A 23,744-nucleotide genomic window follows, 5' to 3' on the forward strand; every position below is an offset into this window, starting at 1 on the left:
GCTCACTTTCCGGGTTCAGGATCGCGAGGCAGACCGAGGATCCGCTCGCCGATGATGTTCAACTGAACATTCGTCGTACCACCGGCGATGGACATGCACTGCGAATTCAGGAACATCTGCGTGGCGGACCGGCGATCCTGCTCGCCGAGCAGCGACGTCGGGCCCGCCCAGTCCATCGCGACCTCCCACACCTGCTGGATGTGCTCGACGCCGAGGAGCTTGGCGATCGACGACTCGGCGCCGGGCTGCGCGCCGGTCAGCGAGCGCAGCGTGGTTCGCAGGCCCATCAGGCCACCGGACTGCGCGTCGCACAGCACCTTTCCGAGCAGCGTGAGCTGCTCGGCGTCCAGTCCGCCCGGGACGGTCTCGGCCAGCGTCAGCAGCGCCTCGCCGCCGGAACCGAGCGAGGAGTCGCTCGACAGGGACACCCGCTCGTTGGCCAGGGTGGTGCGGGCCAGCTTCCAGCCGTCGCCGGGCTCGCCGACCAGGCACTCGTCGGGAACGAAGACGTCGTCGAAGAACACCTCGTTGAACAGCGCCTCACCGGTGATCTCCCGCAGCGGGCGGATGTCGAGGCCCTCGGAGTTCTTGATGTCGATCAGGAAGTACGACAGCCCCTTGTGCTTGGCCACGTCGCCGTCGGTGCGGGCGAGGCAGATACCCCAGTGCGCGTCGCGCGCCATCGAGGTCCACACCTTCTGGCCCTGCAGCCTCCAGCCACCGTCGACCTTGGTGGCCTTGGTGGACAGGCTCGCGAGGTCGGAGCCTGCGCCGGGCTCGGAGAACAGCTGGCACCAGACGATGTCGCCACGCAGCGACTGCGGGACGAACCGCTGCAACTGCTCCTCGTTGCCGTGCGCGATCAGGGTGGGGATCACCCAGTTGCCGATGATCATGTCGTGCGGCTTGATCTTGGCCGTGCGCAGTTCCTCGGCGATGACCAACTGGCTGACGGCATCCGCGCTCTTGCCCCACGGCGCGGGCAGATGCGGCGACGTGTAGCCCCGCTCGGCCAGGTAGGCCTTCCGCTCGGCACCGTCGAGCTCCACGGCAGGCGCGAGCTCGGCCCGGATGTCGGAACGGATCTGCTCCGCCTCGGCGGGCAGGTCGATGCTCAGCACGCGGCGTGCACCCTCGAGCGTGAGGTTTGCGACCCGCCGCTTCCAGGAAGCGGTGGAGCCGAGCAGGATTCGCAGCGACTGCGCGCGGCGCATGTACAGGTGTGCGTCGTGCTCCCACGTGTAGCCGATGCCGCCGAGGATCTGGATGCATTCCTTGGTCACCTGGAATGCGGCCTCGGGCGCGACCGACGCGGCGACGGCGGCGGCCAGCGACGACTCGGCGGCCGAGACGTCCTCCCCCAGCGCACGGGCGGCGTCCCACGCGGTGACGCGGGCCTGCTCGGTGAGGCTGAGCATCCGCGCGGCCTTGTGCTTGACGCCCTGGAACTGGCCGATGACCCGGCCGAACTGCTGACGCACCCGGGCGTAGTCGGCGGCCGTGGTGGTGGCCCAGTCCGCCAGACCGGCCGACTCCGCGGCGAAAAGCGTTGCGGCGATGTCGAGTACCCGCCGCGAGTCCAGCTCCAGCACGTCGCCTTCTGCGAGCGCAAGGCCGTCGACGACGACCTCGGCGTTGCGGCGCACCACGTCGTGGCTCGGCAGCTCGGTGACCTCGAGCCGGGCGCGATCCACGACCACGAACGCGAGGGTGCCATCGTCGTCGGCGGCCAGCAGGAAGACGTCGCCGACCTGGCCGCCCAGGATGTAGCTGGACGCGCCGGACAGGGTGGCGACGCCGCCGTCACGAACGATCCGCAGCCCGCCCTGCTGCAGCGCGACCGCGCCGAACAGCGAGCCGTCGGCCAGACCCTCGAGTTCCCCCGTGCGCCCGGCCTCGTGCAGGACCGCGGAGACGATCACGGTCGGCAGGAACGGTCCGGGCACCATCGCGCGGCCGAGTTCCTCGGTGACGATGGCGGTTTCGAGCAAACCGAATCCGGCGCCGCCGACCTCCTCGGGCAGGTGCAGGCCAAGCATGCCGAGCTCGGCCAGCGATCCCCAGTAGGTCGGTCGCACCTCGGCCTTGGCCTCGACGGCCCCGCGGATCACCTCGGGGGTGGCGTGCCGGGCGGCCCAGCCGCGTACAGAATCGCGGAGATCGCGGTCCTCGTCACTCAGTCCTATGGTCATCTTTGATCCTAATAATAGAAGTAATTCTAATTCTGTTGAGACAGCTACGCGGCCCCGGATCACGGGGCCGCGCCTACGCTAGATGCGCTCGATGATGGTGGCGGTCGAGAGCGCGCCGCCCGCGCACATGGTGATCAGCGCGGTGGACTTGTTCGAGCGCTCGAGCTCGTGCAGCGCGGTGGTGATCAGTCGCGAGCCGGTCGAACCGACCGGGTGGCCGAGGGCGATGGCGCCGCCGTTGACGTTGACCTTCGACATGTCAGCCTTGTGCACCTGCGCCCAGGACAGCACCACGGAGGCGAAGGCCTCGTTGATCTCGACCAGGTCGATGTCGCCCAGCGTCATGCCGGTGCGCTCGAGCACCGCGCGGGTGGAGTCGATCGGGCCGTCGAGGTGGTAGTACGGGTCCGAACCGACGAGCGTCGAGGCCAGGATCCGGGCCCGCGGGCGCAGGCCGGCCTCACGGGCCTTCTCCTCACTCATCAGCAGCACCGCGGCGGCGCCGTCGCTGACCTGTGAGGAGTTGCCTGCGGTATGGATGCCGCCCTCGATGACCGGCTTGAGGCCCGCGAGGCCCTCGGCGGTGGTCTCGCGCAGGCCGCCGTCGCGGGTGACGTCCGCGACCTCACCGGTCGGCACACCCTCCTTGTCGACGACCGGGGCCTTGACCGGCGTGATCTCGCGATCGAACCGGTCCTCGGCCCAGGCCTGGGCCGCGCGGCGCTGCGATTCGAGACCGAGCGCGTCGACGTCCGCCCGGGTGATGCCGCGGTTGGCCGCGATCCGCTCGGCCGAGGTGAACTGGTCGCCCATGTCGATGGTCCAGTCGTCCGGGTACGGGTTTCCGGTGCCCGGCGCGTTCGCCTGGCCGAGGAACACCCTGCTCATCACCTCGACGCCGCAGCCGATGCCCGCGTCGATCTGGCCGGACGCGATCAGGCCCGCGACCATGTGCACGGCCTGCTGGGAGGAGCCGCAGGCGCAGTCGATCGTGGTGGCCGCGGTGGTGTACGGCAGGCCGGCGTGCAGCCAGGCCTGGCGGGTGACGTTGTTGGACTGTTCGCCTGCCTGGGTGACGGCGCCGCCGACCAACTGGCCGACCTCGGCGGCCGACAGCCCGGTGCGCTCGATCAGCGCGGCCTGCGCGGTGCCAAGCAGGACAGCGGGGTGAAGCCCGGCCAGCTGGCCGCGGCGGCGGCCGATCGGCGTGCGGACTGCGTCGACGATGACGGCTGTGCTCATGACTGCTCCCTGGGTGGTTGGCTGCGCCTGCGCCGGATCCGAAGCTGGACGGCCGACGCGGCCCTGGGCCGGTTTTCTGGAATGTATTCTATTTATTAGAGCCTGGCAATCGCGCGCAGCGCACCGGCTCGGCGGGGTGCGCCCGCTACCAGCGGCCGTCGCCGCGCGTGGTCACCTCGGCGCCGCCGTCCACGTAGATCGTCTGCCCGGTGATGTGCGAGTTCTCCGGGCTCACCAGCCAGGTCAGTGCGCGCGCGAGCACCTCGGGCTTCGCGTACCCGTTCAGCGGCATCGGGACCGCCTGGTCCATCACCTTCTTCATCTCCGGGTCGTCCAAGATCGGCTGCATCATCGGGGTCAGGACGTTCCCGGGCGCCACCGCGTTCAGCGGGATGCCTGCGTCCGCCCAGCCGGGCGCGATGGCCGTGCGGCGGATCCACCGGGCCAGCGCCGCCTTGCTCGAGGGGTACAGCTTGCGCGGTTCGCCGCGGTCGACGGCCGCCTGCGCGAGCTTCACCGCGAGCTGCTCGTCACCCGCCAGGCACGCGTCGACCAGCTCGGCGTCGTGCGGCATGGTGCCGGAGATCGACCCGATGACCACGGCGCGGGGCTCGGCGCTCTTCGCGAGCAGCGGACGCAGCGCGGTCAGCAGCTCGGTGACCCCGAAGTAGTTGACCTGGACCAGCAACGGCGTCACCCCGGACAGGCCGGCGCAGGCCACGATCGCGTCGATGCCCTCGGGGCAACGCTCGGCGACCGCCGCCGCGGCCGCGGCGCGACCCTCGGGGGTGGACAGGTCCGCGGCCACATCCGCATCGCGCAGGTCGACGCCGATCACGTCGTCGCCCCGCTCACGTAGCAGATCGGCGGTCGCCCGCCCGATTCCCGATGCCGAACCGGTGACGACAATCCGTCGTGTCATGGTGATCCCTCACGTCTGCAGGTCTGATTTCACCGGACGTTAGGTGGAGGAGCCTGGAGCGAGGGTCGCGATCCCGGTCACCGGTACCGGAAGGACCTGCGGAGCTAGAGGATCGTGCCGGTCAGATCCCCGAGCAGCAGATCGCACGCGAGCCGCAGATCCGACTCGATCTCCGGGATCGACGCGCGGCCGTTGAGGCTGGACTGGATCAACCCGAACCAGAGGGACACGACCAACCGGATCACCGTGGAGTCGCGGATGGACGGCTCGTCGATCCCCGCGCCGTCGAGCAGCTGCCGTTCGAAATGCCGATCGATCTTGGCGACGTCGGGAATCGTCGCCGCGTTGGACGTGGCCGCGGACTGGATCATCGCCGTCGCCAGCATGGGCCTGCGGAGCAGCGCCCTCGTCGCGCGCAGCAGGGTGTCATACACCGCGTCGGCAGGCGAGCCGGTCCTCGGCCGCCTCGAGACCCCGACGCCCATCTGGTCGATCTGGTCGACCATGACCCCGACGAACAGGTGCGTCTTCGACGGGAAGTAGCGGTACAGGGTCCCGATCGCGACGCCGGCCGACTTGGCGACCTCGTGCATCTGGACCCGCTCGAGTTCCTTTTCCGCCGCCAACGCGGCCGCCGCGTCCAGGATGCGGCCGTACCGCGCCCGTTGTTCGACCGAACTGGGTTCGGCCGCGTCGCGCGCCTCCGCAAGCCTCGGCATGTCTCCCCTTCTGTCCAAATGGTTCCCCGAGGATAGATCCTGACATCCGACGCGGCGCACAGTCCGCGAGTTCCGCTCAGTGGGAACACCCCGACCGCCGCGCGGGGTCCTGCGATTGCCTTGGCCCCAGCACTCATCACGACGAAAGGGAAGCGCACATGCAGGATTGGACCGAGGAGTTCGACGTGGTTGTGGTCGGCTCCGGCGGCGGGGCCCTCACCGGCGCCTATGCGGCCGCCGCCCAGGGCCTGCGCACCGTGGTGCTGGAGCGGACCGGCCTGTTCGGCGGCACCTCCTCCTACTCCGGCGCCTCGATCTGGCTGCCCGGCACCCAGGTCCAGGAACGCGCGGGGCTGGCCGACTCGACGGACAACGCACGGACCTACCTGCGGGCGCTGCTCGGCGACTCCGACGCCGAGCGCCAGGAGGCCTACGTGACGACGGCTCCCGCGGTGGTCGAGCTGCTCGAGCGCGACCCGAACATCGATTTCGAGTACCGCGCCTTCCCCGACTACTACAAGGCCGAGGGCCGGATGGACGCCGGACGGTCCATCAACCCCAGCAACCTCGATCCCGCCGAGCTGGGCGACCTTGCCGACCGGGTGCGGCCCGAACTGGACCAGGATCGCACCGGCCAGGGCCACGCCCCCGGCGCCCTGATCGGCGGACGCGCGCTCACCGGCCGGCTGCTGCTGGCCGTGCAGGGCACCGGCAACGCCGAGCTGCGCACCGACGTCCGCGTCACCGGGCTGGTCGTCGAGGACGGCCGCGTGGTCGGCGTCGAGGCCACCTCCGGCGACAAGACCGTGCGGATCGGGGCGCGCCGCGGCGTGCTGATGGCCGCGGGCGGCATCGAGGGCAACGCCGAGGTCCGCGAGCAGTCCGGCACGCCTGGCAGGGCCGCCTGGAGCATGGGCCCGTTCGGCGCCAACACCGGTGACGCGATCGCCGCCGGTGTCGCGGTCGGCGGTGCCACCGCGCTGATGGACCAGGCCTGGTTCTGCCCGGGCGTCGAGCAGCCCGACGGCTCCGCGGCGTTCATGGTCGGCGTGCGCGGCGGCATCGTCGTCGACGCGACCGGCGAGCGGTACCTCAACGAGTCGCTGCCCTACGACCAGTTCGGAAGGGCGATGGCCGCCCGCGATGCGAGTGTCTCGGCCATCCCGTCGTTCATGATCTTCGACTCCCGCGAGGGCGGCGGACTGCCCGCGATCTCCATCCCGAACACCGCTCCCGCGAAGCACCTCGAGGCAGGCACCTGGGTCGCGGCGGACACGCTCGAGGACCTGGCCGCCAAGACCGGCCTGCCCGCCGACACCCTGCGCGCCTCCGTCGAGCAGTTCAACGACTACGCCAAGCACGGCGTCGACGAGTCGTTCCACCGCGGCGAGGACCCGTACGACAACTTCTTCTGCCCGCCGAACGGCGGCCCGAACTCGGCCCTGACCCCGATCGAGAACGGACCGTTCTACGCCGCCCGGATCGTGCTCAGCGACCTGGGCACGAAGGGTGGGCTGGTCACCGACGTGGACGGTCGGGTGCTGCGGGAGGACGGCACCGCCATCGACGGCCTGTACGCCGCCGGCAACACCAGCGCGTCGCTGAGCGGGCGCTTCTACCCCGGACCCGGTGTCCCCCTTGGCACCGCGATGGTGTTCGCGTACCGCGCCGCCCAGCACATGGCCTAGGCAGCTTCGCCGCCCGTGCGCGTTTCTGGCAGCTCCAGCTACCAGAAACGCGCACGGGTGCGCAGCGCCCGTCACGACCGGATCGGGCATCCAGTCCCGCATCTGCCGGAACGAAACCGTCACCGCCGCACAGTAACTCGCGTCGCGGTGAACAATGTTGTCTCGCAATCCGTCGCGCACCTGCACGTGCACGTCGTGCCGCGCACCAGGGGCGACGGCCTGCGCGGCTTCTTCTGGCCGCGCACCCGATACGCCGACCAGGCCGAGGCCGCCGACCATGCCGCCCGGATCGGCGCGGCAGTGCGCGGCCGGCATTGAGTGAACCTGCCCTCCCAGCCATCCGTCGCGACGAGCACGCCCGTAACGCCGGTCGCGAACGAACTCGCGACGCATCACGCCTCAGACGGCCCGGATCGCACAGGAATAACGCACCCTTTCGGGATCACACACCTTTTCTACCAGCACAAACCATCGACATTCGAACTGATGTACGAGTAGAATCAAGGCATGGACCTCGACGCCATGCTCACCGACCCCGACACGGTCGACGCATGGCGACTCGACGAAACCGACCTCCTCGCGGCAGTCCCCCAACTCTCCACCGCAATCCTCAAACTCGAAGCACTACGACTGCGCCTCGTCCACGAAGCCGACCAGCGAGCCGTACCCGAACACGTCGGGGCCGCCGACACCCCCAGCTGGCTCGCCGGAACCACCCGGATGCTCCCCGCGCAGGCACGCAGGATCGTCCACATCGGACGCGAACTGCCCCAACACCCACAGATGACTGCCCTGCTGGACTCCGGCAACATCGCCCTCGGCCACGCCCAGGTGATCACCAAGTTCCTCACCCGACTCGCCATCCTCACCAAGGACCTCGACCAGGACGACGCCCCCACCGACTGGGATCACCCCGACCCGATGAGCGCACGCCCCGACGACTGCGAGGCCTACCTCCTGATCGCCGCGCAACTCGAAGACCCCCACCAGCTGCGCCAACGAGCCCGCGCCCTGGAAATACTCTTCGAACGAGACGGCGACACCCCACCCGACGGCGAAAACCCTGAGCTCAACGAGCTTTACGCGTCCACCACCCTCGGCGGACGCCTCCACCTCAAAGGCACCTTCGACGCCGAAACCGGCGAAGCGATCACCACCGCCCTCTCCGGCCTGTCCAAGCCCCGCCCCACCACCGACGACAACGGCAACCCCACCCGCGACCCCCGCCACGCACCGAAGCGGCGCGCCGACGCCCTCGAAGACATCGTCCGCGGACACCTCAACGCCGGCCGCGGCCCCACCGAAAACGGCGAACGCCCCCACATCACCATCACCATCGACTTCGACGCCCTCGTCGCGGCAGTATCCGCGTCGACACAGGCCCCCGCGACCGGACCCTGGGGCAAAAACGGCTGGGACTACCACTCCACCACCGCATCCGGGCCCGGCAACACCGGACCCGCCGGACACGGCAGCGCATACGGGCCCGGCGATACCGGACCCGACGGACGCAGCACCGCATACGGGCCCGGCCACACCGGACCCGCCGAACACGGCACCGCCTGCGAGGACTGGAACCACCACAAGGACGGCAGCGACCGCCAGGACAGCACCAAGTGCACCCACTGCAGGCCCCCACAGCCACAACACCGCCGAGCACACGCCTCCATGCCCTGGCTCGGACCGATCTCCCCCACAGTCGCCGCCCGACTGTCCTGCGACGCCATGCTCACCGCAATCATCACCGACTCCAACGGAACCCCACTCGACGTCGGCACCACCACCCGCATCATCCCAACGAAAATCCGCAAAGCACTCGTCACACGAGACTGCGGATGCGCCTTCCCCGGCTGCGGCCGACCCGCCGAATGGACCGACGCACACCACATCTGGCACTGGGCGAAAGGCGGACCCACCGCCCTGTCAAACCTCGTACTCCTGTGCCGCAAGCACCACACCCTCATCCACAAAAACCACTGGGACGTGACAATCGGCGACGACGGCCACCCATGGTTCACCCCACCCGCATGGCTGGACCCCCTGCGAAGACCCCGGCCGGCCCACAACCGGCGCGACCTCCACCCCGTGGCCTGACCCGCAGGCGCGGCCACATCACCCCACTCAACCCACAAGACCTGCACCCCGAACACCAGACCGGTTGCGGCCGAAACACACTCGGCCGCAGCCGGTCTGCGCTGCCTGTGACGCCCCGGCGCACACCCCACCGCCGGTGAAGCTTCCCCTAGTCACCGCGATCCCCCTAACCGTTCCCCCAATTCGAAGGGAAACACTGTCGATTCGCGCGGCACCCAGGTACCAATGACGTGTGGCGCCGCCATGACCCCCGACCTGGCGGCGCCATACCAAACCAACCAAAGCCCGAAGAGACACTGCCGATCGAGCCGGCCGAACCCGACCACCGCGGAGCCCCGGACGACCAGCAGCTACCGCACGCCCACAGGCACCAGTCACATCGGTCGGTGTTCACAGCTTTACCCGCCAGCCCATCGGTGGATTCAGGCTTAGGGTGTGTCCCATGCCAACACGCCCGGAGCCGGTGCAGTTCGATTCCCTCGACAACGCCACCGAATGGTTGCTGGCGCGTACGGACGGCCCGCTGCACGTGGCCGCTCCGCTCGGCCTCGGCAAGCCGCATCGACTCTTGAACACGCTGTACTCGCGGATCGAGGCCGACCCGTCGCGGCCGCTGCACCTGTACACCGCGCTGTCTCTGGACCCGCCTGCTGCGGGCGACGGACTGCAGGCCCGCTTCCTCGGCCCGTTCCTGCGGCGGCACTTCGGTGACGACTTCCCGCGCCTGGCCTACGTGCGGGCCCTCAAGCGCGGCTCGCTGCCCGCGCACATCGAGGTAGAGGAGTTCTACCTGCAGTCCGGCTCACTGCTGGGCGCACCGCAGGCGCAGCAGCGCTACGCGAGCCTCAACTACACGCACGTCGCGCGAGCGCTGGCCGACCGTGGCGTGAACGCGGTGCTGCAGAAGGTCGCCCGCGAACCCGGCGGTACACGACTCTCGCTGTCCTGCAACACCGACCTGACCTTCGACGCCCTCGACGCAATCAAGGAACGCGGCCTGCCGCGGCCCACCCTGATCGCCGAGGTGGACCCCGAGCTGCCGTGGCTGGGCGGCACCGCCGCGGTCGACCCCGACTTCTTCGACGCGGTGCTCACCCCACCGGGCCCGCACCCGAAGCTGTTCGGCCTGCCGCGCGAACCGGTCACCGACGCCGACTACGCGATCGGCTTCCACGCCAGCACCCTCGTGCTCGACGGCGGCACCCTGCAGATCGGCATCGGCGCCCTCGCCGATGCGCTGTGCCACGCGTTGGCGTTGCGGCACACCGACAATGCGACCTATCGCCGGGTACTGCGCGCCCTCGGATCGCCGGGTACGGATGACCCGGCGCTGGCGCCGTTCAGCGACGGACTGTACGGGTGCACCGAGATGATCAACGAGGGCTTCAAGCGACTGGTCGAGGTCGGCGTGGTCAAGCGCAGGGTGGTCGACGATGCCGAGGCGATGTCCCGCATCAACGCGGGCACGGCCACCGACGACGACCGCGCCGCCGTGGAACATGACGGCGAATTCCTGCACGGCGCTTTCTATCTCGGCTCCCAGGAGTTCTACGACTGGCTGCGCGAGCTTCCGGACCGGGACCGGTGCGGCATCGGCATGAAGCGGGTCAGCGAGGTCAACGAGCTGTACGGCGGCAACGAGACGCTCGAACGGCTGCAGCGGCGCCACGCACGGTTTTTCAACACAGCCATGATGGCGACCGCACTGGGCGCCGCCGTGTCCGACGCGCTCGACGACGGCCGGGTGGTGTCCGGCGTGGGCGGCCAATACAACTTCGTCGCGATGGCGCACGCGCTGCCGCAGGCGCATTCGGTGCTGATGCTGCGCGCGACCCGCGGGACGGGCGGCACGGCCACGTCCAACGTGCTGTGGAACTACGGCCACACCACCATCCCCCGGCACCTGCGCGACGTCTACGTCACCGAGTACGGCGTCGCCGACGTCCGTGGCCGCACCGACGAGGACTGTGTCGCCGCGATGACCGCGATCACCGACGCGCGGTTCCAATCCGAGTTGGTCGAGACCGCGCAACGCAGTGGCAAGCTGCCGCGCGGTTTCCGCCTTCCCGCCGAAGCGAGCGGCAACACCCCGGAGGCGCTGCGGTCGGCACTGACGTCGCTGCGCCGCGACGGCACGCTGCCGGACTACCCGCTCGGCAGCGACTTCACCGCCGTCGAGCAGCGCCTGGCGAAGGCCCTTGGCTGGCTGAAGACCAGGACCGCCGACCGCGCCGGCAGGCTGCGGACGGTGCTGCGCGCGTTGCCAGGAGGCGCGACCGACGATCGCGAGGCGGCCGAGCGGATGTCTCTGCAGAGCCCGGATGGCCTGACCGAGATCGTCGAGTCGCGGCTGCTCGCACTGGGATTGCGCGAGACCCGGGCCTGACGGCACGCGGGCTGCGCCCCGCGTGGCCACGCTTCCCAAACCGCGGCCACGGGGGGATACTCGCCAGTAACAACTGACACGTCCTTCCAGGAGGCGGATCATGGTTGCACCGGCCCAGGTCACGGAGGAACAGGCGAGAGCGGTCGCCGAAGAGGCCAGGGAGAGCGGGTGGGAGAAACCCTCGTTCGCCAAGGAGCTCTTCCTCGGTCGGCTGCGGATCGATCTGGTGCATCCCTTCCCGCAGCCGCCGCCGGAGGAGGAAGCCAAGACCGCCCGGTTCCTCGCCGAACTGGAGAAGTACTGCGCCACCCTGGACGGGGCGGTGATCGAGCGGGACTCCTGCATCCCCGACGACTACGTCAAGGGATTCGCCGAGCTCGGCTGCTTCGGCCTCAAGGTCGCCGAGGAGTACGGCGGGCTCGGGCTGTCCCAGGTCGCCTACAACCGAGCCCTGATGCTCGCCGCCTCGGTGCACCCGAGCATCGGCGCGCTGCTGTCGGCGCATCAGTCCATCGGTGTGCCGGAGCCGCTCAAGCTGGCGGGCACCCCGGAACAGAAGCGGGAGTTCCTGCCCCGCTGCGCAAAGGGTGCGGTGTCGGCGTTCCTGCTCACCGAGCCCGACGTCGGGTCCGACCCGGCGCGGATGGCCTCCACCGCGACCCCGACCGAGGACGGCGACGCCTACATACTCGACGGCGTCAAGCTGTGGACCACCAACGGCGTGGTCGCCGAACTGCTCGTGGTGATGGCGCGGGTGCCCAAGAGCGAGGGGCACCCCGGCGAGCCTGGCAGGCCGCACCGCGGCGGGATCACGGCGTTCGTGGTCGAGGCCGACTCGCCCGGCATCACCGTCGAGCGGCGCAACTCCTTCATGGGCCTGCGCGGGATCGAGAACGGCGTCACCCGGCTACACCAGGTGCGGGTACCTGCCGCAAATCTGATCGGTCGCGAGGGCGACGGCCTGAAGATCGCGCTGACCACCCTCAACGCCGGCCGGCTCGCGCTCCCCGCGATGTGTGGGGGCGCGGGCAAATGGTCGCTCAAGATCGCAAGGGAGTGGTCCGCGGAGCGCGTGCAGTGGGGCAAGCCGGTCGGCAAGCACGGGGCGGTGGCCGCCAAGCTCTCGTTCATCGCCGCCACCACCTTCGCGCTGGAGGCGGTGCTGGAACTGTCCGGGCAGATGGCGGATGAGGGCCGCAACGACATCCGGATCGAGGCCGCGCTGGCCAAGCTGTGGGCGAGCGAGATGGCGTGCCTGATCGCCGACGAGCTGATCCAGATCCGCGGCGGGCGGGGCTACGAGACCGCCGAGTCGCTTGCCGCGCGGGGCGAGCGGGCGGTCCCAGCCGAGCAACTGCTCCGCGACCTGCGGATCAACCGGATCTTCGAGGGGTCCAGCGAGATCATGCGACTGCTTGTCGCCCGCGAGGCCGTCGACGCCCACCTCGCCGCGGCTGGGGACCTCGCCGATCCCAAGGCGGACCTGCAGCACAAGGCGAAGGCAGCCATCGGCGCCAGCGGCTTCTACGCGAAGTGGCTGCCGCACCTGGTCTCCGGCAAGGGGCAGCTCCCGACGTCCTACGGCGAATTCGGCAGTAACGCAACGCATCTGCGCTTCGTCGAGCGCAACGCCCGCAAGCTGGCGCGCTCCACCTTCTACGGCATGGCCCGCTGGCAGGCCGGCATGGAGAAGCACCAGGCGTTCCTCGGCCGGGTGGTGGACATCGGCGCCGAGCTGTTCGCGATGTCGGCGAGCTGCGTGCGCGCCGAGATGCTGCGCGGGCAGGACCCGAACCAGGGCGATGCGGCGTACGAGCTGGCCGACGCGTTCTGCCAGCAGTCCCGGATCCGGGTCGATCGGCTGTTCGCGGCGCTGTGGGACAACACCGACGAGGTGGACCACCGGCTCGCGGGCGCGATCCTCGACGGCCGGTACAGCTGGCTGGAGGCAGGGGTGCTCGATCAGAGCGAGGGCACCGGACCGTGGATCTCGCAGTGGTCGCCGGGCGCGTCGACCGAGGAGAACGTCGCCCGCAGGTTCCTGCCGTCGACACGGGCCGGGGGCTAGCCGACGCCGAGCGGCTCGACGATCGGTCAGATCATGGTGTCCTCGACCGGCAGCCCGAACGCCCCGCGCCCGTACAGCGAGAGGGCGCGCTCGGCGTCGTTGGCCACGTGCACCCCGCCTGCGTGCGCGTCTCGCCAGGCCCGCTCGATGGGGTTGCCCCGGTCGAGGGACTGGCCGCCCGCGGTCTTGAACAGCTGTTCGATGGCGTCGAGCGCCCGCTCGGTTCCCAGCACCTGATCCCGTCGGGCCCGCAGGCGCAGCTGCATCGGGATCTCCTTGCCCGCCGCCGCCGCCTCCACCAGGGCCCGGACGTTGCGGTCCATCTGCAGGATCGCGGCATCGATCGCGGAGGAGGCCCTGGCCAGTGTCACCTGCGCGAACTTGTCCTCGGCGAACCTGCCCCCGCCCAGGCTGAGCCGCACCCGGTCACGCATCGCCGACAGGTAGTTCTCGTAACAGCCTGCGACGACGCCGATCACCGGCGCCGCGATGGCTGTGGTGAAGATCGCCGCGAACGGGATTCGGTACAGCGGGCCGGGATTGACCTTCTGACCGGGGCCGCGGAGCTGCGAGAGCTCGTAGTTGCGCATCACCCGGTGGGACGGGACAAAGACCTTGTCCACCGCGATCTCGTTGCTGCCGGTACCGCGGAGACCGACGGTGTCCCAGACGTCCTGGATCCGGTAGTCGGCGCGCGGCACCAGGACGGTGGTGAAATCGGACGGCTCGCCCTTGCCCCCGACCATGATGGCCCCGAGCAACGCCCAGTCGGCGTGGTCACATCCGGAGGAGAACCGCCAGACGCCGGAGAGCTCGAAGCCGCCCTCCACCGGGGTCACGGTCCCCATCAGCGCGTACGACGAGCACACCAGCACGTCCGGGTCGTCGCCCCAGACCTCGGCCTGCGCCCTGTCGTCGTAGAGGGCGAGATGCCACGGATGGACGCCGAGCACGGAGGTGACCCAGCCGGTGGAGCCGCAGGCCCCGGAGATCGCGCGGACGGTCTCGTAGAATTGCACTGGGTCGGCCTCGGCGCCGCCGTATCGCTTCGGCTGCAGCATCCGGAACACCCCGGTGTCGGTGAGCGCCTGGATCGTCTCGACGGAGACTCGGCGCGCCTCCTCTGTGGCGCGGGCCTGGTCGGCGATGTCGGGCAGCAACTCGCGCACCGACGCGAGAACCTCGTTGTCCATCTGACCGATGTTATCGGTCCGACGAGCGGATGAGCACCCACCTGGCCTGGTCAGAACGGTCCCGGCCAGTGAGATCGGGGGCATGATCGGTGACGACGCTCACTAACTTCGAAATCAACTGAATCTAGGGTCTCGCCGTAAGCAGGCGGCCTTGCTCGAAGGGATGGGAAGAACCGTGACCACCACGCAGTCCGCAGACAATGAAGTCCGCGTGATCGACGCAGGCGCCGCACCGACGAGGTTCGCCAGGGGATGGCACTGCCTCGGCCTCGTCAAAGACTTCCAGGACGGTAAGCCACACGGCATCGAGGCGTTCGGCACCAAGCTCGTGGTCTTCGCGGACAGCGAGGGCAAGCTGAACACCCTCGACGGGTACTGCAGGCACATGGGCGGCGACCTCAGCCAGGGCACCGTCAAGGGCGACTCGGTCGCCTGCCCGTTCCACGACTGGCGCTGGGGCGGCAACGGCAAGTGCACGGCCATTCCGTATGCCCGACGCGTGCCCCCGCTGGCTCGTACCCGCGCCTGGACCACGATGGAGCAGGACGGCCTGCTGTTCGTGTGGAACGACCCCGAGGGCAACCCTCCGCCTGCCGACGTGACGATTCCCGTGATGCACGAGCCGGGCACCGAGTGGACCGACTGGGTCTGGAACTCCATCGTCATCGACACCAACTGCCGCGAGATCGTCGACAATGTCGTGGACATGGCGCACTTCTTCTACGTGCACTTCTCGTTCCCGACGCGGTTCAAGAACATCTTCGAGGGTCACACCGCCGTCCAGTACTTCGAGGGCCTGGCCCGTGAGGACGTCCGGCCCCCGTCGAACGATCCGACCCAGCCGAAGCTGCAGGGCAGCTTCTCCACCGCGGCGTACCACGGTCCGTCGTTCATGGTCGACGAGCTGATCTACCGCTACGACACGTTCGACGTCGAGTCCATCCTGATCAACTGCCACTACCCGATCTCGCCCGACAAGTTCGTGCTGATGTACGGCGTGATGGTCAAGAAGACCGACCAGCTGCCCGCGGGCCAGGCCGAGTCCATCGCCAGCGGCATGACCACCTTCATCGCGACCGGCTTCGAGCAGGACGTCGCGATCTGGCGGAACAAGTCCCGGATCAACAACCCGCTGCTGTGCGAGGAGGACGGGCCGGTCTACCAGCTCCGCCGCTGGTACGAGCAGTTCTACGTGGACGTCGCCGACATCAAGCCCGAGATGACCGAGCGCTTCGAGTTCGAGATGGACACCACCAAGGCGAACGAGGCCTGGCGCAGGGAGGTCGACGCGAACATCGCCGCGAAGGCCGCCGCCGCGGCAGCACAGCCGGTCTGACATGCAGCCCTTGGAGTGTCAGCGCTGCGGGAATCGGGTGCTGGTGGAGAAGAAGAGCTTCCACCACACCGCGATCCAGTGGACGTCCGACGCCGAGTCCTCGTGTGCGGAGTTCCGGGAGGGCATGCCCTCGCGTGCTCGGACCATCAAGGTGAGGGTCTGCGGCGCACTGCAGGATTCGATCAACAAGGCCGTAGTCGAGGGACGCCTCGACGTCCCCGACAACTAGCGACAACTAGCGGAGCCCCCTCAAGGAGAACAATGATCGACATCAACCAGTACGGCCCGTGGGCCGTCATCGCAGGCGGCTCCGAGGGCGTCGGATCGGCGTTCGCCGATGAGCTGGCCCAGGCCGGCTTCAACCTCGTGCTGATCGCCCGCAAGCCCGGTCCGCTCGAAGAGACCGCGGAGAAGGTGCGCACGCACGGCGGCGAGGTCCGCACCCTGTCGCTGGACCTGCTCGCCCCGGACGCGCTGGCGCAGATCCGCAAGGTCACCGACGACGTCGAGGTCGGGCTGATGATCTTCAACGCGGGCGCGAACTCCTACGGCCACGAGTTCGTCACCGGCGACCTCGACGGCTTCCGTGGCGTGATCGACCTGAACATCACCAAGCAGCTCGAGCTCTCGCACCACTTCGGCGGCCTGATGCGCGACCGCGGCCGCGGCGGCATCATGTTGCTCGGCTCGCTGGCCGGGTACATGGGCTCCGAGCATCAGAGCATCTACGCCTCCGCCAAGGCGTTCAGCCGGGTGTTCGCGGAGAGCCTGTGGCTCGAGCTCGAGCCGCACGGCGTGCACGTCGTCGAGCTGGTCCTCGGCGTCACCCGCACCCCCGCCATGGTCCGCGCCGGCCTGAACTTCGACGTGCCCGGCATGATCGTGCAGGAGCCCGAGGACGCCGCGCGCGAGGGTCTCGAGCACCTCACCGACGGCCCGGTGTGGGTGGCAGGCGGCAACTACGCGGCCGCGCAGAAGCGCGCAGGCTTCCCCCGCGACAAGCTGGTCAAGGGCGCCGCCGAAATGATGCGCAAGCTGCTGAACCGCAAGTAGCAGACCGCCTGGACACGACTGTGGCCGCGCCCCGATCGGGGGCGCGGCCACAGTCGTGTCAGTGGCCTACCCGCCCGACCCGTACGGCCGGGTGATGATCTCGAGGAAGTGTCCTGCCGGGTCGAGGAAATAGGTACCCCGGCCCCCGTCGTTCCTGTTGATGCCGTGCGCCGACTGCCTGGGGTCGGCCCAGTGCTCGAGCCTCTGCTCGACGATGCGCCCGTAGATGGCGTCGAAGTCGTCCTCGGAGACGAGGAAGGCGTAGTGCTGCGGCGTCACCTCGACGTGCGGCGGGGGCTCGGCGAAATCCAGGGTGACCCCGTTGTCGAGCTGGACGGCGAGAAAGAATCCGGCCGGAACCGGATCCGGGAGTCCGAACAATGTGGTGAGAAAGTACGCCGAATGCTGCTTGTCCTTCGCAGCGACGATGGTGTGGTTGAGCGAGATGGTCAAGGAAACCCCTTGCGGTTCGACGCCTCCATGCCTGACGCAGTCCGTCATCGGCACGCGACGTTCCCCCCAGGATGCCGAGTGGCAGGCCGCCACGCAAGTGGACTCAGCGGTAGTCCGGGTTCGGGAAGGTCGGCGCGCAGCCCGCGTCCCACTGCGAGCGCTGGTTACCGTAGGCGGGAATCCCGCCCGCCGCCTTGATCATTGCCGCCAGGTGCAGGAGGTTGTAGGTCATGAAGGTGGTGTTGCGGTTGGTGAAGTCGTTCTCCGGCCCGCCGGACCCCTCGTCCAGGTAGGACGGCCCCGGCCCGGCCTCCCCGATCCAGCCGGCGTCCGCCTGTGGCGGGATCGTGTAGCCGAGGTGCTGCAGGCTGTAGAGCACGTTCATCGCGCAGTGCTTGACGCCGTCCTCGTTCCCGGTGAACAGGGCGCCGCCGACCCGGCCGTAGAAGGCGTACTGCCCCTTGTCGTTCAGGATCGACGAGCATCCGTACAGCCGCTCGATCACCCGCTTCATCACGGAACTGTTGTCGCCGAGCCAGATCGGGCCTGCCAGCACCAGGATGTCCGCCGCCAGGATCCGCTCGAACAGTCGGGGCCACTCGTCGCTCGGCCAGCCGTGCTCGGTCATGTCGGGGTACACGCCGGTCGCGATGTCGTGATCGACCGCGCGGATCTCGTCGACCGCGACGCCCGCATCACGCATCAGCCCGACGCTGCGGTCGATGAGGCCCTGCGTGTTGCTCGTCTCGGGTGAGCGCTTGAGCGTGCAGTTCACGAACACCGCGAGCAGGCCGGTGAAGTCGGGTCGCGACTCCGAGAACGCGGGACCGGGCATCGGGCACCTCCGTTGGACGGTGGATCCGAGAATCCACGATAGGCGCAGGCGCCGCACCTGGTAACCCGAAGACGCCGAATGCGGCGGCCGCGTCGCGCGCGGCCGCCGCATTCGGCGTGTCAGTGGGTGTGGTTCCTATGCCTTAGGCGTGAACGCCGCCAACGGCTCGGATCCGGACCAGTCGTGGCCCCAGTAGCTGTCCGCGGTGATCTCCTCCGCGGTGAAGTGGCTCTCGTCGACGATCATGCCCTCGGTGCCGAACTCGAGGTCCCAGCCGCCGGGTGCCCGCACGTAGAACGAGATCATCTTGTCGTTCGTGTGCCGGCCGAGGGTCGAGGACAGCGAGAAGCCGAGCTTGGTGACCCGGTCCAGGGCCTGGCCGACGGCGTCGAGGGTGTCGACCTCCATCATCAGGTGGACCATGCCGGGAGCCTCGGTCGGCGGCGCCGGGCAGATCGCCAGGCTGTGGTGCCGCTGGTTGACACCGAGGAACCGCACCCGGCGCGGGGGGCCGGGGGCGTCGAGGCCGCCGAGCCGGATGGCGCCGCGGGGCAGGAAGCCGAGGACCTCGGTGTAGAAGTCGTAGGTCTCCTGGTAGAAAGGCGTCGGCAGCACCACGTGGCCGAGGCCGGCGGCGCCGGTGACGAACCGGCCGCCGTGCGGGGTGACGACCGGGCTGTGGTCGAGCACCGGGCCGAAGAACACCTCGGTGGTGGTGCCCGCCGGATCGGAGAAGGTGACGCCGCGCTCGACGCGCCGGTAGTCGGCCTCCTCCTGGGTCAGCTCGCGGACCTCGACGCCTGCCTTCTCGACGCGCTCGCGTACCGCCTGCAAGCCGAACTCGTCGCGCACCTCCCAGCCCACGGCGAGGACCTTGTCGACGTCGCCGGGCAGCACCTGCAGGCGCGAGGTGCGCTCGTCGATGCGCAGGTACAGGCCGTCCTTTTCCGGGCCGGTTCCGACGGCCATGCCGAGACCGTCGACCACCAGCTCGCGCCAGCGCGCGACGTCCTGGGTCTGGACCTTCAGGTATCCGAGTGAGCGGATGTCAGACATGTTCTCCACCAATCCCTTTGCGTGTCAGACGATCAGATCATCGAGCGGTGGATGCCCTGCGGCTCGCCACCGAGCTGGGTGAGCGCCGACGCGTGGAAGATCGACCCGGGCACGTGGATGGCGTGCGACAGGCCGGCGTGCGCGTCCCGCCAGAACCGCTGCAGCGGCGTCTTCATCTGCAGCGCACCGCCACCCGAGCGAGCGAAGATCTCGTCCACCGCGCGGACAGCGCGCCACGCCGCCGCGGTCTGGGTGCGCCTGCCGACGGCCCGCTGCTCGAAGCTGACCTGCTGGCCCTTCTCCGTCATGTCCCAGAACCGGTCGACCGTCTCGAGGATCGCGGCCCGCGAGGCGGCGATCTCCGCCGCGGCGTCACCGATCGCGAACAGCACGTACGGATCCTCCTTGATCGGCACACCGGTGATCGCGACCCGGTCCTTCTGCGCCGCGATGTGGCAGGCCAGCGCGCCCTCGGCGATGCCGATCAGCGAGGAGGTGATGCCCAGCGGGAAGATGCACGAGAACGGGAAGTTGTACAGCGTCTCGCCGCGGCCGGCGATCTTCGGCGCGGTGCCGTCGTACACCGTCGCCGAGTCGAGGGTCCGGTACTCGGGGAGGAACGCGTCCTTGACGATCAGGTCCTTGCTGCCGGTGCCGCGCAGACCGACGACATCCCAGCTGTCCTGGTCGATCTCGTAGTCGCTGCGCGGGAGCAGCACGTGCAGGATCTTCGGCGGCATCTGCGGCTTGCCGTCCTGGCCACCGACCATCGCACCGATCATCACCCACTGGCAGTGGTCGGTACCCGAGGAGAATGACCAGCGGCCGTTGAGGATGTAGCCGCCGTCCGTCGGGACCGCGACACCCATCGGCGCGTACGGCGACGCCATCCAGGTGTCCTGGTCCTGGCCCCACACCTCTTCCTGCGCCTTCGGGTCGAAGAACGCCAGCTCCCACGGGTGCACACCGACGATGCCGGTGACCCAGCCCGTCGCGCCGTCCATCGCACCGATCGCCATGGCCGTCTCAGCGAACTCACGCGGATGCACCTCCAGGCCGCCGTACTGCTTCGGCTGCAGCATCCGGATCGCCCCGGACTCCTTCAGTCGCTTGGCGTTCGCATCGGACAGGCGCATCAGCTTGTCGCCCTCGACACCGCCCGCGCGAATCTCGTCCGCGTACTGCTCAATCCGATCCAGGACCTGTCCCATGACTTCCTCGGCTTTCTCTGTTTGCCTGGCGGCGAGCCGCCTAGTGTGTGTGGGCGAGCCGCCTCATGTATTGAACGTCTCAGCCTCAGCTCGAGGCGACGGGTGCGCTCTCGCTCAGTGAGAGCTGATGCTCGGCTGCATACCGTGCGGCGACGTATCCGAACACCATCGAGGGTCCGATGGTGGCGCCCGCGCCCGCGTACTCGTTGCCCATCACCGACGCGGTGGTGTTACCGGTGGCGTACAGGCCGTTGATCGCGCTGCCGTCCCCACGGAGCACCCGGCTGTTCTCGTCGGTGACGAGGCCGCCCTTGGTGCCGAGGTCGCCTGCCTCGCACTTGATCGCGTAGAACGGGCCCTTGACGATCTCGTCCAGGTTCGGGTTCTTCATCGTCGGGTCGCCGTAGTAGCGGTCGTAGGCGCTGTCACCGCGACCGAAGTCCTCGTCCTTGCCGCTGCGGGCGAAGCCGTTGAACCGCTCGATCGTGGCGACCAGCTTGTCGGCCGGGACCCCGATCGCGGCGGCGAGCTCCGGCAGGGTGTCGGCCTTGTGGATCACCCCGGAGTCGTAGAAGCCCTGCGGGAAAGGCATGTTCGGCAGCACCTGGGCGAACGGGTAGCGGTTCTTCGCCTTGGTGTCCATGACGAACCAGGCGGGGACGTGACCGCCCTCGAGCTGGTCGTGCACGAAGTTCACGTACGGCGAGGACTCGTTGGTGAACCGCTCGCCGCTGGCGTTGACGATCACCGACGGCGGGATGCAGCGCTCCGACACCAACGGGATCACCGCACCCATGGGATGGAACACCGACGGCATCCACCAGGCGTCGTCCATCAGGTCCAGCGCGGCACCGAGCTGCTGACCGACGCGGATGCCGTCACCCTGGTTCTCCCTGGCGCCGGAGCTGACGTCCGCTCGGCCGTGCTCGGGCAGGTACTTGTCGCGCATCTCCTGGTTGTGGTCGAAGCCGCCGGTCGCCAGCAGCACGCCGCGCCGCGCGCCGATCCGGACGGTCTTGCCCTCACGTTCGGCGACCACACCGATCACGGTGCCGTTGGCGTCGGTGACCAACTCGGTCATCGAGGTGCGCAGCCACAGCGGCACGCCTGCATCCTTGAGCACCATGCGCAACCGCGCCGCGAGGGCGCGGCCGCCGGTGGCCATGTGCCGCCGGCGAACTGTGTTCGACGCGACCCGCCATGCGGCGACCATCGACGCCCGACGGCCTGCCCAGGTGCGCTTGACCATCGCGAGGTCGTGGTAGTCCTTCGAGGTGACCCACAGGCCGAGCGGGCCCTTCATGCTGTTGGGACGCTGGAACTGCTCGTCCTCCTTCAGCTTCCTGGTATCGAACGGCATGCACTCGATGGTCCGGCCGAGGGCGCTGCCGCCGTCTTCCTCCGGGTGGTAGTCGGAGTAGCCCTTCACCCAGTACAGCTTCATGTTCTTGTTGCGGTCGAGCAGCTGCATCAGCTTCGGACCGTTGTCGACGTAGGCGTCGATCCGCGCCTCGGAAACCGTGCCCTCGGTGAGGGTGCGCAGGTACCGGCGGATGGCGTTCGGGTCGTCGCCCGCGTCCTTGCGGGTCAGGGTGGGGGCGTTCGGGATCCAGATGCCGCCGCCGGAGATCGCGGTCGAGCCACCGAACTTCTTGCCCTTCTCGATGATCAGGGTGTCGAGCCCGAGGTCGGCCGCGGTGATGCCTGCACTCATGCCGCCGCCGCCGCTGCCGACGATCAGGAAGTCGACGGTGGTGTCCCAATTCTGTTCAGTACTCATCAGTTCTCGTCCTTGCGCAGGAGGAAGGCGAGTACGGCGGACGTCCACGCCTCCTTCGCCTCGATCATCGTCCAGTGCCCGCAGTTCGGGAACACGTGTAGTTCGGCCTTCGGGATGTCGCGCATCGGCAACATCGCCATGTCCACGGGGCTGACGCGGTCATCGCGACCCCAGGTGAGCATCGTCGGCGCCTGCACCTTGTGCAGCTGCGCCCAGTACGGAGTGGCTCCCGATGCCTTCGCGGCGGCGGCGTTCGCGGCGAAGGCCTTGCTGCTGTACATCCGGGCGGCGATCTCGAGCGTCAGCGGCTCGGTCGCGAGCGCCCAGCGCTCCTCGATCAGCTGCTCCGTGACGATGGCGGGGTCGTAGACCATCGAGTTCAGCCACCGGACCAGGCTCTCGCGGGTCGGATTGTCGGTGAACTCCATCAGCAGCTTGATGCCCTCACCCGGTCCGGGCGCGAAGACGTTCTTGCCGATGCCGCCGATGGTGACCAGCTTGTTCACCCGCTGCGGCGCGTTGATGGCGACGTTCGTGGCGACGATGCCGCCCATCGAGTTGCCGATCATGTGCACCGGCTCGTCGATGCCGATCGCGTCGAGGAACGTCCCGACCGAGGCGCCTGCCATCATCATCGGGTGCCCATCGCCCGGGTCACTGACGCCGAAGCCGGGGAACTCGAGCACGAGGCACCGGAAGTGCTCGGCGAAGTCAGCGAGGACGCCGCGGTAGTTGCGCCATCCCGTCACGCCCGGGCCGGAGCCGTGCAGCAGCAAGAGGGGCGGGCCGTCGCCGGCCTCGTGGTAACGGAGCACACCGAGGTCGGTGGTGACCTCCCGCTTGGTGCCCTCGTACGTGAGTTCACTCGTCATGAGTCCACACGCTGCCGTAACCGCAGGCCACCCGCCGCATCGATCCCGATCAGCGAGACGCTTGGATCAGCAGGCGCCCGGGTTCCACTGACCGGGAGCTCCGCCACAGACAGCGAGCAGCCCTCCATACCCTTCCGCTCATGGACGTACAGGCGCAGACAACGCTTGCCCCCGAACCCGATCACTTGCGGAACGTGCTCGGCCGGTTCGCGAGTGGGGTCACCGTGGTGACCGGACTCGACGAGACCGGCCCGGTCGGTTTCGCCTGCCAGTCGTTCGCCTCGGTATCGCTCGAACCGGCGCTCGTCCTGTTCTGCGCCGACCACCGCGGCCGGGCCTGGCCGCGGATCAAGGCCACCGGCCGGTTCACGGTCAACGTGCTGGCCGAGTCCCAGGCGGAGGTGTGCGGCCGGTTCGGGTCGAGTCGCGGACTCAAGTTCGACGGCCTCGACTGGGATCGGTCCCGGTGGGCGACGCCGTCGCTGCGTGATGTCCTGGTGCGGGTGCACGCCGAGGTCGACAATGTGCACCCGGCAGGCGACCACGACGTGGTGCTCGGTCGGGTACTCGAGCTGGAGACGGTCCGGGAGGACCGTCCGATGGTGTTCTTCCGCGGCGGGTTCGGGCTCGACGCGGGGTGACCA

Annotated in this window: 20 protein-coding genes; 9 read left to right on the forward strand and 11 right to left on the reverse strand. The window is 69.0% G+C overall.

What is annotated here, in order from left to right; translation table 11 throughout:
* Positions 1 to 2 precede the first annotated feature (2 nt).
* The 4 genes from ACFXMV_RS01260 to ACFXMV_RS01275 form a co-directional block, all read right to left on the reverse strand.
* Positions 3 to 2,192 (reverse strand): acyl-CoA dehydrogenase, encoded by a 2,190-nt coding sequence (locus ACFXMV_RS01260; RefSeq protein WP_378502685.1) that lies wholly within the window; start codon positions 2,190 to 2,192, stop codon positions 3 to 5.
* A gap of 78 nt (positions 2,193 to 2,270) precedes the next feature.
* Positions 2,271 to 3,434, reverse strand: a complete 1,164-nt coding sequence (locus ACFXMV_RS01265) for a steroid 3-ketoacyl-CoA thiolase (protein WP_378500351.1) — start codon at positions 3,432 to 3,434, stop codon at positions 2,271 to 2,273.
* Positions 3,435 to 3,579: 145 nt separating this feature from the next.
* Positions 3,580 to 4,356 (reverse strand): SDR family oxidoreductase, encoded by a 777-nt coding sequence (locus ACFXMV_RS01270; protein ID WP_378500352.1) that lies wholly within the window; start codon positions 4,354 to 4,356, stop codon positions 3,580 to 3,582.
* Positions 4,357 to 4,460: 104 nt separating this feature from the next.
* Complete coding sequence (locus ACFXMV_RS01275) at positions 4,461 to 5,075, reverse strand: TetR family transcriptional regulator (RefSeq protein WP_378500353.1); 615 nt, start codon at positions 5,073 to 5,075, stop codon at positions 4,461 to 4,463.
* A gap of 158 nt (positions 5,076 to 5,233) precedes the next feature.
* Here ACFXMV_RS01275 and ACFXMV_RS01280 point away from each other — a divergent pair, with 158 nt between their 5' ends.
* The 5 genes from ACFXMV_RS01280 (at position 5,234) to ACFXMV_RS01300 (ending at position 13,311) form a co-directional block, all read left to right on the forward strand.
* Positions 5,234 to 6,763: an FAD-dependent oxidoreductase gene (locus ACFXMV_RS01280; protein WP_378502684.1), complete on the forward strand. Its 1,530-nt coding sequence runs from the start codon at positions 5,234 to 5,236 to the stop codon at positions 6,761 to 6,763.
* Between the two features lie 147 nt (positions 6,764 to 6,910).
* Positions 6,911 to 7,081 carry a hypothetical protein gene (locus tag ACFXMV_RS01285; protein ID WP_378502683.1) on the forward strand — a complete coding sequence of 57 codons (171 nt, stop codon included), beginning with the start codon at positions 6,911 to 6,913 and terminating at the stop codon, positions 7,079 to 7,081.
* A gap of 189 nt (positions 7,082 to 7,270) precedes the next feature.
* Complete coding sequence (locus ACFXMV_RS01290; protein WP_378502682.1) at positions 7,271 to 8,857, forward strand: DUF222 domain-containing protein; 1,587 nt, start codon at positions 7,271 to 7,273, stop codon at positions 8,855 to 8,857.
* Between the two features lie 442 nt (positions 8,858 to 9,299).
* Positions 9,300 to 11,243, forward strand: coding sequence for an acetyl-CoA hydrolase/transferase C-terminal domain-containing protein (locus tag ACFXMV_RS01295; protein ID WP_378501264.1), 1,944 nt, complete (start codon positions 9,300 to 9,302; stop codon positions 11,241 to 11,243).
* A 100-nt stretch (positions 11,244 to 11,343) separates the two neighbouring features.
* Entirely contained in the window at positions 11,344 to 13,311 is a 1,968-nt protein-coding gene (locus ACFXMV_RS01300) for an acyl-CoA dehydrogenase family protein (RefSeq protein ID WP_378501265.1), read from the forward strand.
* Between the two features lie 26 nt (positions 13,312 to 13,337).
* Here ACFXMV_RS01300 and hsaA read toward each other — a convergent pair whose 3' ends face one another.
* Positions 13,338 to 14,504, reverse strand: coding sequence for a 3-hydroxy-9,10-secoandrosta-1,3,5(10)-triene-9,17-dione monooxygenase oxygenase subunit (gene hsaA, locus ACFXMV_RS01305; RefSeq protein ID WP_378502681.1), 1,167 nt, complete (start codon positions 14,502 to 14,504; stop codon positions 13,338 to 13,340).
* 175 nt (positions 14,505 to 14,679) lie between these two features.
* Here hsaA and ACFXMV_RS01310 point away from each other — a divergent pair, with 175 nt between their 5' ends.
* From ACFXMV_RS01310 to ACFXMV_RS01320, 3 genes are read left to right on the forward strand one after another with little or no spacing between them, the layout of a single operon-like run.
* Entirely contained in the window at positions 14,680 to 15,840 is a 1,161-nt protein-coding gene (locus tag ACFXMV_RS01310) for a Rieske 2Fe-2S domain-containing protein (RefSeq protein ID WP_378502008.1), read from the forward strand.
* 1 nt (position 15,841) lies between these two features.
* A complete protein-coding gene (locus ACFXMV_RS01315) occupies positions 15,842 to 16,069 on the forward strand; it encodes a hypothetical protein (RefSeq protein ID WP_378502009.1) in 228 nt (75 codons plus the stop codon).
* A 32-nt stretch (positions 16,070 to 16,101) separates the two neighbouring features.
* Positions 16,102 to 16,893: an SDR family NAD(P)-dependent oxidoreductase gene (locus ACFXMV_RS01320; protein ID WP_378502680.1), complete on the forward strand. Its 792-nt coding sequence runs from the start codon at positions 16,102 to 16,104 to the stop codon at positions 16,891 to 16,893.
* A gap of 66 nt (positions 16,894 to 16,959) precedes the next feature.
* Here the strand turns inward: ACFXMV_RS01320 and ACFXMV_RS01325 are convergent, their stop codons facing one another.
* The 6 genes from ACFXMV_RS01325 to ACFXMV_RS01350 all read right to left on the reverse strand — a co-directional run bounded on the left by ACFXMV_RS01325 (position 16,960) and on the right by ACFXMV_RS01350 (position 23,100).
* Positions 16,960 to 17,346, reverse strand: a complete 387-nt coding sequence (locus tag ACFXMV_RS01325; protein ID WP_378502421.1) for a VOC family protein — start codon at positions 17,344 to 17,346, stop codon at positions 16,960 to 16,962.
* A gap of 103 nt (positions 17,347 to 17,449) precedes the next feature.
* Entirely contained in the window at positions 17,450 to 18,181 is a 732-nt protein-coding gene (locus ACFXMV_RS01330) for a flavodoxin family protein (RefSeq protein WP_378502422.1), read from the reverse strand.
* Positions 18,182 to 18,316: 135 nt separating this feature from the next.
* Complete coding sequence (locus tag ACFXMV_RS01335; protein WP_378502679.1) at positions 18,317 to 19,237, reverse strand: VOC family protein; 921 nt, start codon at positions 19,235 to 19,237, stop codon at positions 18,317 to 18,319.
* A 32-nt stretch (positions 19,238 to 19,269) separates the two neighbouring features.
* A complete protein-coding gene (locus ACFXMV_RS01340; protein WP_378502678.1) occupies positions 19,270 to 20,448 on the reverse strand; it encodes an acyl-CoA dehydrogenase family protein in 1,179 nt (392 codons plus the stop codon).
* 85 nt (positions 20,449 to 20,533) lie between these two features.
* Positions 20,534 to 22,228: an FAD-binding protein gene (locus tag ACFXMV_RS01345; protein ID WP_378501412.1), complete on the reverse strand. Its 1,695-nt coding sequence runs from the start codon at positions 22,226 to 22,228 to the stop codon at positions 20,534 to 20,536.
* Positions 22,228 to 23,100 carry an alpha/beta fold hydrolase gene (locus ACFXMV_RS01350; protein ID WP_378501413.1) on the reverse strand — a complete coding sequence of 291 codons (873 nt, stop codon included), beginning with the start codon at positions 23,098 to 23,100 and terminating at the stop codon, positions 22,228 to 22,230. The genes ACFXMV_RS01345 and ACFXMV_RS01350 overlap by 1 nt, the downstream gene beginning before the upstream one ends.
* Before the next feature lie 140 nt (positions 23,101 to 23,240).
* Here ACFXMV_RS01350 and ACFXMV_RS01355 point away from each other — a divergent pair, with 140 nt between their 5' ends.
* A complete protein-coding gene (locus tag ACFXMV_RS01355; protein ID WP_378501414.1) occupies positions 23,241 to 23,741 on the forward strand; it encodes a flavin reductase family protein in 501 nt (166 codons plus the stop codon).
* Positions 23,742 to 23,744: the final 3 nt, after the last annotated feature.

The organism is Rhodococcus sp. NPDC059179 (assembly GCF_042754885.1).
Lineage (GTDB): Bacteria > Actinomycetota > Actinomycetes > Mycobacteriales > Mycobacteriaceae > Rhodococcus_G.